Here is a 14,751-nt window from a genome sequence, read left to right on the forward strand (position 1 = left end):
CCACCCGTGCCGTATGACTGCGGGCAGTCGTGCCTCCCCCAGTGCCTCAAGGGCCTGGGAGGTGCCCCCAGGGCGGCACGGGTGGGCGCAGCGGCACCTGTGCCGGAGCCGGCAAGCGACACCCCGCCCCGGTGCCCAGCCCCTGGGCACCCGCACAACCGCCACCCACCCCCATTGGTACGCCGCAGCGTACGGGCGCCGAAACCTGTACCCGCCGCCCGCCCCCGTGCTGTCGTGAGGCTCCCCTTCCCCCGAAGCCGCCGCCGCCCCGCGCGGCACGGCCCCGAGGAGTCGTGATGCCCGAAGCACCACCGGACGACCTGCCCACCCTGCACGTCGAGAACGTCGACGTGACGTACGGGCGCGCGCTGTCCGCTCTGCGCTCCGTGTCCCTGACCGTGCCGCACGGCGCCGTCGTCGCCCTGCTCGGCGCCAACGGCGCCGGCAAGACGACCCTGCTGCGGGCCGTCTCCGGCACGCTGCGCCTGCACCGCGGCGCGATCACGGCCGGCCGTATCCGCTACGGCGAGACGGTGCTCGACGGCAAGGACCCCGTCGCGGCGGTACGCGCCGGAGTCGTCCAGGTCCCCGAGGGACGACGGGTGTTCGCCGGACTCTCGGTCGACGAGAACCTGCGCTCCGGCGGCCTCGGCCTCGGCCGGCGCGGGCGCGCCCAGGTCCAGGAGTCCCGCGAGAGGGTTTTCACGCTCTTCCCCCGCCTCGCCGAACGCACCCACCAGGCCGCGGGCCTGCTCTCCGGCGGCGAGCAGCAGATGCTCGCCATCGGCCGCGCCCTGATGGCCGCCCCGCGCCTGCTGCTCCTCGACGAGCCCTCCCTCGGCCTCGCCCCGCAGATGGTGTACCGCATCGCCGAGGTGATCCGCGAGATCAACGCCCAGGGCACCGCCGTACTCCTCGTCGAGCAGAACGCCGGCATGGCGCTCTCCCTCGCCGACCACGCGCACGTCCTGGAGGTCGGCGAGACCCGCCTGTCAGGACCCGCCGACGAACTCGCCCGCACCGACGCCGTACGCCGCCTCTACCTGGGCGAGTCGGCCGAGGACCAGGGGGCGGCGTGACCGACCGCACCACCACCGCACCGCCCGTGCTCGACGTACGGGACGTCACCGTGCGCTTCGCCGGACTCACCGCCCTCGACGGCGTCTCCTTCACCGTCGCCCCGGGCTCGGTGCACGCGCTCATCGGACCCAACGGTGCCGGCAAGTCGACCTGCTTCAACGTCCTTTCGGGTCTGTGCCGCCCGGCCGCCGGCACGGTGACGCTCGGCGACACCGACCTGACCCGCCTCGCCCCGCACCGCATCGCCGGACTCGGCGTGGCCCGCACCTTCCAGAACATCGTCACCACCCACGGCACCGTCGCCGACAACCTGATGCTCGGCCGCCACGTCCTGTCCCGCGCCGGGTTCGCCGCGAGCGCGCTGCGCCTGCCGAGTGCCGTGCGGGAACAGCGCGAGCACCTCGCCAGAGCACGCGAGATCGCCGAACTCACCGGTCTTGAGAACCACTTCGACAGTCCCGTCGCGCTGCTGTCGTACGGCGACCGCAAGCGCGTCGAACTCGCCCGTGCCCTCTGCCTGGAGCCCCGCGTGCTGCTCCTCGACGAACCGGTGGCCGGCATGAACGCCGCCGAACGCGCCCGCACCGCCGAGGTGGTGGGCGAACTCCGCGCCGAACTCGGCCTGTCCATCGTCCTCGTCGAGCACGACATGGGCCTCGTCATGCGTCTCGCCGACGACGTCACCGTGCTCGACTTCGGCAGGCCCATCGCCCACGGCACCCCCGACGAGGTCCGCCGGGACCCCGAGGTGCTGCGCGCCTACCTCGGCACCGACACGACCGGGGAGGACGCGGCATGACGACATTCCTCGACAACATCCTCGGCGGACTGGCGCTCGGCGCGGTCTACGCGCTGGTCGCGCTCGGCTTCGTCGTCATCTTCAAGGCCTCCGGCGTCCTCAACTTCGCCCACGGCTCCCTGCTCCTGCTCGGCGGCTACCTCACCGCCGTCCTCCACGACGACCTCGGCTTCGCCGGGGCGCTCGCGCTGGCGGTCCTCACCACGGCCGCCCTCGCGGGCGCACTCGACCGGTTCCTGCTGCAACGCGGCGGCCAGGACGCCCACTCCGCCCATGTGCAGACCATCGTCACCATCGGCATCGACATCGTCCTGCTCACCGATCTGGCCCGGCGCATCGGCGGCGACCTGCTGTCCCTGGGCGACCCGTGGGGCGACTCGGTGACCGAACTGGGCCCGGTGACCGTCGCCGACAGCCGGCTCGCCGCGATCGTGGTGTCGGCCGTGGTCATCGGCGGAGTGTTCGCGCTCTTCCGCTTCACCTCCTGGGGACTCTCCCTGCGGGCGGCGGCCGAGGACCTGGAGGCCGCCGCGCTCATGGGCGTACGGCTCGGCCGGGTGCGCGCGGGCGCCTGGTGCCTGGCGGGCGCGCTCGCCGCGCTGGCCGCCGTGTTCCTCGCCGCGTTCCCCGCGCCCGGACTGGAGCGCACCACCGGGCAGATCGCCCTCAACGCCTTCCCGGCCGCCATCCTCGGCGGACTGGCCTCCCCGGCCGGCGCCCTCGCGGGCAGCCTGATCATCGGCCTGACCGAGGCGCTCGTCGTCGGCTACCAGTCCGATCTGCACGTCCTCGGCGAGGGATTCGGCGACGTCGCCCCGTACGCCGTGATGCTGCTCGTCCTCCTCGTACGGCCCACCGGGCTGTTCGGCGCGAAGGGAGCGGCCCGTGTCTGACCGACTCCTCGGCGCCCTGACCCGCCGACGGGCCTCGCTGTTGCTGCTGGCCGTGGTGCTGTGCCTGCCGCCGTTCTACCTGGACGCCTTCTGGCTGCGCATCGGCCTGTTCTCCCTGGCGGCCGCCATCGGCGCCACCGGCCTCGCCCTGCTCAGCGGCACCGCGGGACAGCTCTCCCTCGGCCACGCCTTCTTCCTCGCCGTCGGCGCCTACGGCTACGCCTGGCTGGCCGGCGAACCCGGACCGGGACTGCCCCCGGCCCTCGCCGCGCTCCTCGCGGTCCTGCTCGCGGGAGCGGCCGGCGGACTGTTCAGCCCCGTCGCCGCCCGGGTCAAGGGCATCTACCTGGGCATCGCCACCCTCGCGCTGGTCTTCCTCGGCCACCACGTCCTGCTGACCGCCGACTCCGTCACCGGCGGCTTCAACGGCCGCTCGGTGCCCCCGCTGACCCTCGGCGGGTTCACCTTCGCGGAAAGCGACCCCGAACTCACCGTCCTCGGGGTGCCGTTCGGCGCGGAGGAACGGCTGTGGTTCCTGGGCCTGGCCCTGTTCGCGTTCACCTGGTTCACCGCCCGCGGTCTGCTGCGCTCACGCCCCGGCCGGGCGCTGGCAGCCCTGCGCGACAGCGAGACCGCGGCCGCCGTGATGGGCGTCGACGTCGCCCGGCACCGCTCGGCGGCCTTCGTGGTGTCGTCGATGTACGCGGGCCTCGCGGGAGTGCTCCTGGCGCTGGCCTTCCGCCGCGTCGTACCGGACTACTTCTCCCTCGCGCTCTCCGTCGACTACCTCGCCATGATCGTCATCGGCGGCCTCGGTTCCGTCGCCGGAGCCACCGCCGGCGCCGTCTTCGTCACCGCCCTGCCGCTGTTGATGACCCGGTACGCCGACCAGCTCCCGCTGGTGGCCGCCCCGGGCTCCGCCGAGGGCGCCGTGGGCCCCACCGAGGCGGCCCGCTACCTCTACGGCGCGGCGATCGTCCTGGTCCTGCTGTACGCCCCCGACGGTCTGCACGGCCTGGCACGCCGGGTCCAAGACCGCCTGCGGCGCCGCCGATCCCGTACCCCCGCCCCGGACACCGTCGTCCCTTCGCCCCCGCAACCGGCCGCACGACCCAAGGAGCACACTCCGTGAACACCACGCACCGCAACCGGCACCGCACCGCCGGGACCGTCCTCGCCGGCGCCCTCGCCCTGCTGCTCGCGGCCACCGGATGCAGCTCCAAGGCGGACGACGGCGACAAGGGCGGCGAGGCCGCCGACGGCGTCCGCACCGGCCCCGGCGTCGGCGCCGACACCATCAGGCTGGGCGCCCTCACCGACCTGACCGGTCCCTACGCCACACTCGGCAAGAGCATCGTGCAGGCCCAGCAGATGTGGGCCGACGAGACCAACGCCAAGGGCGGCATCTGCGACCGCAAGGTGGAGATCGTCGTCAAGGACCACGGCTACGACGTGCAGAAGGCGGTCACCGCCTACGCCGACATCGCCCCGGACGTCGTGGCGCTGCCCCAGGTCATCGGTTCCCCGGTGGTCGCCGCGCTGCTCGACGACATCGAGCGGGACAAGATGCTCACCTTCCCGCAGGCCTGGGCGGCCTCGCTGCTCGGCAAGGACGCCATCCAGGTGCTCGGCACCACCTACGACGTCGACATGATCGCCGCAGTCGAGTTCCTCACCCGCGCCAAGGGCCTGAAGAAGGGCGACACGATCGGCCACGTCTACTTCGAGGGCGACTACGGCGCCAACGCGCTGGAGGGGTCCACCTGGGCGGCCGGGAAGGCCGGACTGAAGGTGACCGGGCAGAAGATCAAGGCCACGGACACCGACCTGTCCGCCCAGGTCTCGGCCCTGCGCAAGGAGGGCGTGAAGGCCATCCTGATCAGCGCCGGACCCGCGCAGACGGCCTCCCTGGTAGGTGTCGCGGCCTCCCGCGGCCTGAAGGTCCCCGTCGTCAGCAGCGCCCCCGGCTTCGCGCCCCAGCTGATGAAGACCCCCGCCGCGCCGGCCCTGGCGGCCATGCTCAACGTGGTCAGCGCGGCGCCCGCGGTCAGCTCCGAGCTGCCCGGCGTGAAGGGAATGGTGGCGTCGTACCAGAAGAAGTACCCGGGCTCGCCGGTCGACTCCGGGGTGCTGTCCGGATACAACGCCGCCCAGCTCATGGGCGCCGACCTGAAGAAGGCCTGCGAGGCGGGCGGCCTCACCCGTGAGGACGTCGTCAAGGCGCACCGCGCGCAGACGAACGCCGACACCGGCCTCGGCACCCCGCAGAACTTCTCCGACGTCGACCGCCCCGCGAGCGTCGAGACGTATGTGCTCAAGCCCGACGCCGAGGCGGTCGGCGGCGTGGTGAACGCGGAGGAGGCGCACGCGGCACCGGGAGTGGAGGATTACCTGTCCGCGCGGTGACGGACGGCCGGGCACCCCGGCGGACCCCGGGGAGGGGACGCCGGGGTCAGTCGGCGACCGCCTCCGGATCGCGGTCGGACGACGGCCAGACGTACGGCAGGTCGTCCGGCTCCCCGGGGAAGAGGCCGGCGTAGACGGCCGGGTCCTTGCGGACCAGCGCCGAGCGGTGGCTGCGGTGCACGGCGTCGTCCCCCAGCCAGGGCGGCAGCTCACCGGCCTCGGCGAGCTCCCGTTGCCCGCGCACCGGCGCCCCGGGCCGCACCCCGGCGAGGTCGGCGACGAGGGTGGCGGCGCAGCTGTCCTGATGGCCCCGGTCCCGCCAGACCCGGCAGACCTCCAGGCCGTACCGCACCAGCGCCTCCTCGTAACCGGTCCACATGCGGACCGCGGGATGGCGGCGCCACCCGTAGCCCGGAACGATCAGGCCGCGCAGGACCTGGACCGCCTCCACCCGCTGCTTGCCCAGCCGGCGCCGGTCGAGCACCAGCGCCGACTCGCAGAAGTCGGGGTACGGCAGGAAGGTCTGCATACGGCCGTCCGAACTGTGTGGGGGCCAAGCGGCTCACCGCACCGCAGTTCCCCTTCCGCGGCGGCGCACACCTCACGGCCGGCCCCCGAGGGCTCAGCCCAGCGTGCCCAGCCGGGCCTCGCGCCACAGGTCGACGCCGCCGTCGGTGGCGTACGTGTCGATCTCGGCCAGCTCATCGGCGCCGAAGTCGAGGTTCTCCAGCGCGGCGACGTTCTGCTCCAGCTGCTCGGTGCGGGACGCGCCGATGACCAGCGAGGTGACCCGTGGGTCCCGCAGCGCCCAGGCCAGCGCCATCTGGGCGAGGGTCTGCCCGCGCCGGGCCGCGATGTCGTTCAGGGCGCGCAGCCGGTGCCGCATGTCGTCGGTCAGCCACTCGGTGTCGAACGACTTGCCGGCCGCCGCCCGCGAGTCCCGCGGGATGCCGTCCAGGTAGCGCCCGGTCAGCATCCCCTGCGCGAGCGCGGTGAAGCCGATGACCCCGAAGCCCTCCTCCTGGGCCGCGTCCAGCAGGCCGTCCGTCTCGATCCAGCGGTTCAGCATGTTGTACGACGGCTGGTGGATCAGCAGCGGAGTCCCGAGGTCCCGGAGGACGGCCACGGCCTCGCGGGTGCGCTCGGCGTCGTACGAGGAGATGCCGACGTAGAGCGCCTTGCCCTGGCGGACCGCCGTGTCGAGGGCGCCCATCGTCTCCTCGAGCGGAGTGGTGGTGTCCAGCCGGTGCGAGTAGAAGATGTCCACGTACTCCAGGCCCGTGCGCTTCAGCGACTGGTCCAGCGAGGCCAGCATGTACTTGCGGGAGCCGCCGCCCTGGCCGTACGGGCCGGGCCACATGTCCCAGCCGGCCTTGGTGGAGACCACCAGCTCGTCCCGGTACGGCGCGAGGTCCCGCTTCATCAGCCGGCCGAAGTTGATCTCGGCGGAGCCGTAGGGCGGGCCGTAGTTGTTCGCCAGGTCGTGGTGGGTGATGCCCAGGTCGAAGGCGCGCAGGGCGATCTCGCGCTGCGTCTCGAACGGCTTGTCGTCCCCGAAGTTGTGCCAGTAGCCCAGGGACAGCAGGGGGAGGTCGAGTCCCGAGCGGCCGGTGCGCCGGTAGCGCATGGTGCCGTCGTAACGCTCGGGATTGCTGACGTGGTTCATCGGGGCGTCTCCGGTGGTGCGGGCAGGGGTGTCCCGTGGCATGGTGTGAACTTCTGCCAACAGTGCCCCCGAGTGATCAGGAAGTCCAACCCGTCCCTTCCACGGAGTGCAGCGGTGCCGTTTCCCGCCCGGGGCGGCCGGAATGAGGGATTGGCGGCTGCGCCGGTGGGGCAGGAACGCCAGGTGTGTCATGTGCACGACTGCCCTTCCCCCCCACATGGAGGTCGACCATGCACGTTCGCAAGGTGACCGGCGGCCTGGCCGCGGTTGTCACGATGTCCCTCGCCCTGCTGGGCGGCCAGGCCACGGCCGCGCCGTCCGACGCGACCGCGCGACCGGTCGCCGCCCGGGTGCTGACCTACGACGCGAGCGGTTCCGCGGAGTTCCGGTCCGCGGTCGACCGGGGCGCGGCGATCTGGAACGAGAGCGTCGACGCCGTGGAACTGCGCCCGGTCGCGTCCGGACAGCGCGCCAACATCCGGGTCCTGGCGGACAACGGCTGGCCGCGCGCCCTGCCCGGCTCCCTGGGCAACGGCACCGTCTACATCGGCCGCCAGGCCGTGAACCAGGGGTACAACACGGTCCGCATCTCGTCCCACGAGCTCGGGCACATCCTGGGCCTGCCCGACCGCAAGCCCGGGCCCTGCTCCAGTCTGATGTCCGGTTCCAGCGCAGGTGTGGCGTGCACGAACCCGTACCCGAACGCGGCGGAGAAGGCGGAGGTCGAGGACAACTTCGCCCAGGCGGTCGCCGGGCAGCCGGTGCCGGCGCCGCGAGCCGTCCTGATCCGGGACTGACGGACCGCCCGACGCCCGCACGGGATGCCTCCTGCCCCAGCGCTCATGTGGCTGATGTGACTACTGGGGCGAATGCCGCTATGGTTGAGGCACGTCACGGCGGCGGGATCACCCGCAGCCCGACCGTGCGTTGGTGGTCCAAGGAAAGACGCCCCGCTTCCTGCGGGGAGATGCAGGTGCAAGGCCTGCCCGGCGCTCCATCACGAGCCCCGTCCCGAAGCTTCGGGACGGGGCTCGTCGCGTTGCCGGTGGTTCAGGGCTGGACCGGCATGGTCCGGCAGTTGGAGCGCGCCGGCTCGCCCTCGAGCCGGTCGGTCAGCCACTTCACCGCGTCACCCTGGTCGGTGAGCAGCGGCGCGAGGTGGTTGGTGAGGATCCTGTCGCCGAGGTTGGGCAGCACGACGGCCTTGTAGGTGACGTCGGCACCCTTGTGGCACCAGTCCAGGGCCAGTTGACGGGCCTGTGCGTGCGGCACGATGTCGTCCTGGACGCCAGTGACCAGGCGGACCGGGCCGGTGGGCTCGAGCCTGCCGATGCGCTGCTCGTCGAGGACGGCCCGGGCGTCCGGCTCGTCGGCGATGATGTCGGCGAGCGAGCTGCCGTCCTTTGTCCACTTGGTGCTCTTGGTGAAGCCGTGACCGAGGATCGCGTCCCCGACGCAACTGGTGCCGATGTCGTCGAGGGCGCTCCGGCCGGTGGCGTTGATGTGCTGGTCGACGACCTCCTGCAACGCGGGCTCCGCCTGGGCGAAACCGTTGACCGACCAGCCCAGCGCGGCCGCCAGGGCGCTGCCGTCGATGCCCTTCATGACCGCCGTCAGGTCGGCGGGCGGCGCGCCGGCGTAGGTGCCGACGAGGTTCACCTCGGGCGCGTAGGCGGAGTGCAGTTCGGCGGCGGACGCGCTGGCCCCGCCGCCCTGGCTGTAGCCGTACATGCCCACGCGTGAGCCGGCGGTGACCGACGCGCCCGGCACGGAGCGGGCCGCGCGGGCCGCGTCCAGCATGGCGTGCCCCTGGTCGAGCCGGTTGACGTAGGTGTGCAGCCGGTCGGTCGCCCCGAGCCCGACGTAGTCGGTCACCACGACGGCGGCTCCGGTGGCGAGGAGCCGGTAGACGGCCAGATTGTCGTACCCGACGGACAGCGTCTCCCCGGTCAGGGTCAGCGGGTTCTGCAGGGCCAGCGAGGGCGCGCACTGGTCGCCCTGGCCCATGGTGCCGGAGCCGACGACCACCAGGGGACGGGGCCCGTCGCCCTTCCAGGCGGCGGACGGCTCGATGTAGGCCCCGGTGACGGCCACCGGCTGCCCGCCCGAGTCGGTGGAGGTGTACATCAGCCGGGTCGCCGTGCCGGGCAGGGTGCGGCCGTCCAGGCCGGGCAGGCTCAGCCCGAGGCGCAGTGGCTCGTGGCGGACCAGTACGCCCTCGCCCGCGGGCAGTTCGGCGGGCGGGGTGTAGAAGGCGGGGATGGTGACGCCCCGCGACACCACGGGGTCGCTCGCGGCGGCGGGCGGCGCGGACACGCAGACACAGGCGGTCGTGGCGACCACGGTGGTCAGCACGCTGCTGATACGGCTCACGGCTCACTCCTCGCTCTGCTCAAGGAAAGTGAACCGGAAACTAGCAGCGCTTACTTACCGCCGGTAACCCATGGGTAAGTTACGGCACGGTAACTTTTGCGGGAAGTGGTGCGCGGAGCGCCGCACGCGAGAGCGGGCCCCGCCGGTCGCCCGGCGGGGCCCGCTCCTGGTCGTGGCCGGTCAGGCCGTGTGCAGGGTCAGCCCGTAGCGGTTGAGGATCTCGTTGACCGGCTGGAACCAGGTCTCGCCCCCGCCGGAGCAGTTGCCCCAGCCGCCGGAGGTGACGCCCTGCGCCTGGTCGCCGCTGATGAACGAGCCGCCCGAGTCGCCCGGTTCGGCGCAGACGCTGGTCTTCGTCATCTGGCGCACCGCGCCCTGGCTGTAGTTGACCGTCTCGTTCTTGGCCAGCACGTTGCCGCAGTGCCAGTGGGTCGTGGAGCCGGAGCGGCAGATCGAGGCGCCGACCGGAGCCTCCGCCGAGCCGCGCACCAGCTGGTCCGACACCGTGCCCCAGCCGAGCACCACCGGCACCGTCCACCAGCCGCTGCCCACGTTCACCCAGGCGTAGTCGTTCTCCGGGAACGAGGAGCCCTGGAAGTTGCCGATGTACGAGCCGTCCCAGCCCCTGACCTGGCCGCCGACGCCGCCGCAGTGCCCGGCGGTGACGAAGCCGCCGTGCACCGAGAATCCTATGGAGCAGCGGACGTTGCCGGTGTAGTACGGGTCGCCGCCCACCGTTCCGGCGGCGAAGGTCTCGGCCGGGGCCTCCACGGTCCGCACGGTGACCGGGCCGGCCTCGCGGGCCTCGCCCACGAAGGCGCGGACATCGTTGTCGGCACGCTTGCCGGCGACGACGTTCACGACGACCGTGTTGGCGGTCGGGTCGACGGCCCAGCTGCTGACGCCCGAGGGCGCGTCGAGGCGGTCGATGCGGGACTTGGCGGCGTCGAGCTGCCGTGCGCTGTGCTCGACGGTGCGGACGGCCGCGCCGGACGCGCGCAGGGACCGTACCGTCGAGGCGCCGGCGTCCGGGGTGACGGCCACGGTCAGCTTCTCGCTCTTCGCGTCGAACCAGGCGCCGCCGTAGGCGGATCCGGCGGTCCTGCGGGCCCGGGGTGCGAGATCGGTGGCCGCGCGCTCGGCGGCCAGCCGGTCCTCCGCCTCGGCGCGGGTCAGTCCGAAGTCCCGCTGCATCGCCTCCAGCAGGCCGGCGGAGGCGGGCGCGGAGTCGGCGGCGCGGGCGGTGGGGGAGTCGGGGGCGTCCTGCGCCGCGGCCGGCAGGGTACCGGCCGCGGTCCAGCTGCCGATCATGAGCAGGGCGGCCACGCCGGCATGCGTGAGTCGGGTGCGTCTCATGGGAGGTGTCCTTCGTCGTTCCAGCGAGGTGGGGGTGGAACACACGCAGCGTGAGAGCGCTCTCAATCTGAGTCGAGCAGAGCTTAGCGAGCCGATTCGTGTCAGGTCTATGCCAATGCAGGGCTCAATTCCCGCGCGCCTTGGCCGTCACGCCCGGATCCGGCCGGCGCCGGGGGCGCGGGACCTTCCGGAGCGCTGTTCCGGAAGGCGGCCCGAGCCGGGAATCCCCCGCCCCTCGGGGAGGGGAGCGGTCAGAGCCGTTCGCCCGCCACCTCGTCCTCGTCCGGCTCCGGTCCCGCACCGCCCGCCCGGGCCCGGTGGGTCCGCAGCCGGTCGAGGCGCGAGATGACGGGGGTGGCACTCACTCCGTGCAGCACGACGGAGGTCAGTACCGTGAAGGTCACCACCGCCCACAACCGCTCGGCCGGGACGCCGAAACCGGCGGAGCCGAGCGCGTGCGCCAGATAGAACAACGAGCCGATGCCGCGGATCCCGAAGAAGGCGATCACCACCCGCTCCCGGGGGCCGGCGGACGTACCGAACTGGGCGGCCCACGCGGTCAGCGGCCGGACCACCGACAGCAGCAGCAGACCCACGACCGCCCCCTGCCAGGTCAGCGACGCCAGCCCGCCCTGCGCGACGAACACACCGAGCAGGAACAGCAGGGCGGCGGTCAGCAGCCGTTCCACCTGCTCCACGAAATCGTGCAGCACCATGTGGTAGCCGTGGGCGCGCTCCGCCCCGCGGATCCGGCAGGCGGTGACGAACACGGCCAGGAAGCCGTAGCCGTGCAGCAGCTCCGTCACCCCGTAGGCGAGGAACGTGGCGCCGATGGCGACAAACCCCTCCCGGTGCTCGGACAGCCGCATCGCCCGCCGGCCCGCCCGGAAGAGCAGCCACCCGAGCAGCGCGCCGACGGCGAGCCCCGCGGCCACGCCCATCGCGCACTTGTACAGCACGTCGACCAGCGCCCAGCGGGCGATCCCGTCAGCGGTGGGACGTCCGCCCGCGGCGGCGAGGGCGACGGCGGCCAGGACGAAGGGGAAGGCGAGACCGTCGTTCAGCCCGGCCTCGCTGGTCAGCGCGAAGCGCACCTCGTCCTCGTCGTGCTCGGAGTCGGTGGGCGCGCCCACCCGCACCTCCGAGGCGAGCACCGGATCGGTCGGCGCGAGCACGGCCGCCAGCAGCAGCGCGGCGACCGGCGGCCAGTCGAGCAGGCCCCAGGCCAGCAGGCCCACGGCCGCGATGGTCAACGGCATGGTGACGCCCAGCTGCCGCCAGGTGCCCCGCCAGTGCCGGCGGCCGAACGGCCGGTTCAGAGCCAGACCGGCGCCCATGAGCGAGATGATCACACAGATCTCGGTGACGTGCTCCACCCACGCCCGGTCCGCCACCGGGTCGATGCCGGGCATGGGCAGGGGCAGCAACTGGAGGGCGGCTCCGCAGACGAGGAACACCAGCGGCAACGACAGCGGTCTGCGGGCCACCACCCGGGGCAGCACGGCCGCGCCGAGGGCGCCGGCTCCGAGCAGGGTGAAGAGGTATTCAGGTGAACTCACCGGTCACAGGTGCCCGGAGTCGGCCGGGAGCACGCCGGGGCCCCGGCCGAAACATCATCCCGGCGGCAGGAACCCGCCCGGACGGACGGACGGGTGCGGCCCCCGCCGCCCGCCGGGAAGCGTGCTCCGGAGTGAAGGGCGGGGCCCGTGGGAAGCACCGCGGCCGGCGCGCGCCGAATGCGCCGCCTCGCGACGCGGAGGTCTTGACGGAGCGGGAGGCGCTCGGCGCTACTGGAAGACGTGCCGGGCGCACATGCGTGGGGGGCCCGCCCGGCGCCGACCCGGTGTACCCACCCCCGCCGGACGCATGCCGAAGGGGTGACCGGTGCGGTCTCGATGGGCGGCGGCAGTCGTACTGCTGGCCTCGGTGCTGCTCCTGACCCTGTGCTCACCGGCGCCGGCGGCGGACCGGCCCGCCCCGGTGCACCCCGTGGCACAGCAGGACCAGCCGGCGGAGGCCCGGCACGACGAGCCGGCCGAGGCAGTGCCGGAGGGCGGCGGAACGCCTGGGGCCATTGGGGCGCCCGAGGTTGCCGGAATGCCCGAGGCCGTCGGAGTGCCCTTTCCCGGAGAGGGCGACGCCTCGCCCCACCGGCCCGTCACCCGCCCGCCGAGGGCCTCGGGAGCGGCCGGAGCGGTCGGCACCGCCCACCCGACGGCCGGGACCGCGTCGACGGTCACCGCGCGGCGACGATCCGCTCCCCGGCCGTACCCGGCGGGACCGCCCCAGGGCCGGGGCACGGCCGATCCGGCCCCCAGCACCACCGGTCTGCGGACATTCCGCTGCTGAGCGGCCGCGGTACCACCCAAGGCCTGCGCCGTGCGGCCGGATGCTGTCCGCCGCGTGCTCCCCGAGCGGTCCACGGCGACGAGCAGGCCTTCTCGTGTCCCGGAAACCATGCCGACACAGGAGGCACACATGCAGGGAAAGCGCGTTCTCGTGGTGCGGCCCGACGAACTCGGGCCGAGCGAGCACAAAACGTGGAGACACCTGCGCGCGGAGTCCGGCGCGCCGGAGAACCCGTTCCTCGATCCGGTGTTCACCACGGCCGTCGGACAGGTCAGGCCCGGCGCCAGGGTGGCCGTCCTCCAGGACGACGGGGCCCCGGTCGGCTTCCTCCCGTACGAGAAGGGGCCGCTGGGCCAGGGCCGGGCCATCGGCCTGGGAGTGTCGGACAGCCAGGGCGCCGTCCTGCGTCCGGGCCTCCGGCTCGACCCGCACACCCTGCTCGCGGCCTGCGCGCTCTCCTCGTGGGAGTTCGACAACCTGGAGGCCGGTCAGCACCTCTTCGTGCCGCACGCCGTCGGGGAACTGGCGAGCCCGGTCATCGACCTGGACCGGGGGTACGAGTACTACACCGACGGGCTGCGCGCCCGTTCCCCCGGTTTCCTCAAGCAGACCCTGGCCAAGGAACGCAGGCTCGCCCGGCAGGTCGGCGAGGTGCGGTTCGTGTACGACACCCGGGACCCGGAGGCCTTACGGGCGCTGATGCGCTGGAAATCCGCCCAGTACCGGCGGACGGGCCGCCGGGACCGGTTCGCCCAGCAGTGGATCACCCGGCTGGTGGACCTGCTGGCGCACGGCGACGACCCCGAGTGCCGCGGACTGCTCTCCGTGCTGTACGCCGACGGCCGCCCCGTGGCCGCGCACCTCGGCCTGCGCTCGGCCACGGTGCTGTCCTGGTGGTTCCCCGCGTACGACCGCGACCACGGCCGGTACTCACCCGGACTGGTGCTGCACCTGCGGATGCTCCAGGCGGCCGCCGCCGACGGCATCCGCATGGTCGATCTGGGCAGCGGTCCCGCCCGCTACAAGGACTCCCTCAAGACCCGCGAACTCCCGGTCTACGAGGGCGCCGTGGTGCGTCCGGGACCCGGCGGGGCCGCGTACCGGCTGGGCCGGGAGCCGGCGCGGGCCGCCCGCCGCTTCGTGCGCGGCCACCCCCGGCTGGCCGACGCGGCCCGGCGCACCCTGACGGGGGTGGGCCGGCTGCGCGAGCGCTGACCGCGTCCGGCGTACGCCGACGTCGGTACGCGGGGTCGCTCCCGCCGTCGGATGTCCGCGCCGCCCGGGCCCGGCACCGTGGGCCGGGTGGAACTCGTCCGCCCCGCACGCCGGGCCCACCTCGTCGTGCCTGTCCTCGCCTCCGCCGGCCGGCCCGGTCTCCCCGTCGGGCTGCTCGCGTCCGGCGTCACCGCGAACACCACCGGGTCCGCGGCCGTGGCGGAGGCGTCGGTCCGGGCCATGCGGCTCTTCGCGGACCGGCTCCTGCCGCAGGTCGCCTTCCTGACGCTCACCAGCGGCCTCGTCCGGTCCCTGAGCACACCGTGAGGACCGGCGAGGCACCGCTGGGCGGGGACGAAGTTCTGGCCGACCCCGGCCACGACCACCGCCACGGCCTTCACGCTGCGGCCGGGCGCGGACGCGGCGGCCGCGTCCGTCGGGCCTTCCCTGCCCGACGGGGGCGACGACCTGATGGGGCCGCTCGTCTCCCTGACCGCCTACGTCTTCATGACGCCGATCCCGGTCCTCGAGCCGTGGGGGCCGACCCGCCGCGGCCCGGGCCTCCGGGCGGCCGCCCGGAGGCCCGGACCGGCGCGCCTGTGATCACGGGAACG

General features: G+C 73.6%; 13 protein-coding genes, 1 tRNA gene and 1 pseudogene. 10 read left to right on the forward strand and 5 right to left on the reverse strand.

Features of this window, described 5'->3' with window-relative positions; genetic code table 11:
• Positions 1-296: 296 nt before the first annotated feature.
• From ACFXAE_RS21795 to ACFXAE_RS21815, 5 genes are read left to right on the forward strand one after another with little or no spacing between them, the layout of a single operon-like run.
• The gene (locus ACFXAE_RS21795) at positions 297-1,079 is read left to right on the forward strand and encodes an ABC transporter ATP-binding protein (RefSeq protein ID WP_384717291.1); all 783 of its coding nucleotides are present in this window, start codon (positions 297-299) and stop codon (positions 1,077-1,079) included.
• Complete coding sequence (locus ACFXAE_RS21800; RefSeq protein WP_384717294.1) at positions 1,076-1,879, forward strand: ABC transporter ATP-binding protein; 804 nt, start codon at positions 1,076-1,078, stop codon at positions 1,877-1,879. The genes ACFXAE_RS21795 and ACFXAE_RS21800 overlap by 4 nt, the downstream gene beginning before the upstream one ends.
• Positions 1,876-2,772: a branched-chain amino acid ABC transporter permease gene (locus ACFXAE_RS21805; protein WP_384717297.1), complete on the forward strand. Its 897-nt coding sequence runs from the start codon at positions 1,876-1,878 to the stop codon at positions 2,770-2,772. The genes ACFXAE_RS21800 and ACFXAE_RS21805 overlap by 4 nt, the downstream gene beginning before the upstream one ends.
• Positions 2,765-3,904, forward strand: a complete 1,140-nt coding sequence (locus ACFXAE_RS21810; RefSeq protein ID WP_384717300.1) for a branched-chain amino acid ABC transporter permease — start codon at positions 2,765-2,767, stop codon at positions 3,902-3,904. The genes ACFXAE_RS21805 and ACFXAE_RS21810 overlap by 8 nt, the downstream gene beginning before the upstream one ends.
• Complete coding sequence (locus ACFXAE_RS21815) at positions 3,901-5,178, forward strand: ABC transporter substrate-binding protein (protein WP_384717303.1); 1,278 nt, start codon at positions 3,901-3,903, stop codon at positions 5,176-5,178. The genes ACFXAE_RS21810 and ACFXAE_RS21815 overlap by 4 nt, the downstream gene beginning before the upstream one ends.
• Before the next feature lie 46 nt (positions 5,179-5,224).
• Here the strand turns inward: ACFXAE_RS21815 and ACFXAE_RS21820 are convergent, their stop codons facing one another.
• Together ACFXAE_RS21820 and mgrA are read right to left on the reverse strand one after the other, a co-directional pair.
• A complete protein-coding gene (locus ACFXAE_RS21820; protein ID WP_384717306.1) occupies positions 5,225-5,707 on the reverse strand; it encodes an MSMEG_6728 family protein in 483 nt (160 codons plus the stop codon).
• A 93-nt stretch (positions 5,708-5,800) separates the two neighbouring features.
• Complete coding sequence (gene mgrA / locus ACFXAE_RS21825) at positions 5,801-6,844, reverse strand: L-glyceraldehyde 3-phosphate reductase (RefSeq protein ID WP_384717434.1); 1,044 nt, start codon at positions 6,842-6,844, stop codon at positions 5,801-5,803.
• 230 nt (positions 6,845-7,074) lie between these two features.
• On the opposite strand from mgrA, the gene ACFXAE_RS21830 reads away from it, so the two are divergent.
• Together ACFXAE_RS21830 and ACFXAE_RS21835 are read left to right on the forward strand one after the other, a co-directional pair.
• Entirely contained in the window at positions 7,075-7,641 is a 567-nt protein-coding gene (locus ACFXAE_RS21830) for a snapalysin family zinc-dependent metalloprotease (RefSeq protein ID WP_384717312.1), read from the forward strand.
• A 127-nt stretch (positions 7,642-7,768) separates the two neighbouring features.
• Positions 7,769-7,841, forward strand: a tRNA-Gly gene (locus ACFXAE_RS21835).
• Between the two features lie 53 nt (positions 7,842-7,894).
• Here the strand turns inward: ACFXAE_RS21835 and ACFXAE_RS21840 are convergent.
• From ACFXAE_RS21840 to ACFXAE_RS21850, 3 genes are all read right to left on the reverse strand, one after another.
• Complete coding sequence (locus ACFXAE_RS21840) at positions 7,895-9,217, reverse strand: lipase family protein (protein WP_384717315.1); 1,323 nt, start codon at positions 9,215-9,217, stop codon at positions 7,895-7,897.
• A 180-nt stretch (positions 9,218-9,397) separates the two neighbouring features.
• Positions 9,398-10,573 carry a S1 family peptidase gene (locus ACFXAE_RS21845; protein WP_384717318.1) on the reverse strand — a complete coding sequence of 392 codons (1,176 nt, stop codon included), beginning with the start codon at positions 10,571-10,573 and terminating at the stop codon, positions 9,398-9,400.
• 251 nt (positions 10,574-10,824) lie between these two features.
• Positions 10,825-12,132 carry a cation:proton antiporter gene (locus tag ACFXAE_RS21850; protein WP_384717321.1) on the reverse strand — a complete coding sequence of 436 codons (1,308 nt, stop codon included), beginning with the start codon at positions 12,130-12,132 and terminating at the stop codon, positions 10,825-10,827.
• 325 nt (positions 12,133-12,457) lie between these two features.
• Between ACFXAE_RS21850 and ACFXAE_RS21855 the strand changes: the two genes are divergently transcribed.
• From ACFXAE_RS21855 to ACFXAE_RS21865, 3 genes and pseudogenes are all read left to right on the forward strand, one after another.
• Complete coding sequence (locus ACFXAE_RS21855; RefSeq protein ID WP_384717324.1) at positions 12,458-12,922, forward strand: hypothetical protein; 465 nt, start codon at positions 12,458-12,460, stop codon at positions 12,920-12,922.
• Between the two features lie 129 nt (positions 12,923-13,051).
• Positions 13,052-14,137, forward strand: a complete 1,086-nt coding sequence (locus ACFXAE_RS21860; RefSeq protein WP_384717327.1) for a GNAT family N-acetyltransferase — start codon at positions 13,052-13,054, stop codon at positions 14,135-14,137.
• 51 nt (positions 14,138-14,188) lie between these two features.
• Positions 14,189-14,740: pseudogene (locus ACFXAE_RS21865) on the forward strand (DUF2269 domain-containing protein).
• The last annotated feature ends 11 nt before the right edge of the window (positions 14,741-14,751 follow it).

The sequence above is a fragment of the Streptomyces sp. NPDC059454 genome (assembly GCF_042749965.1).
In the GTDB taxonomy this organism is placed as follows: Bacteria; Actinomycetota; Actinomycetes; order Streptomycetales; family Streptomycetaceae; genus Streptomyces.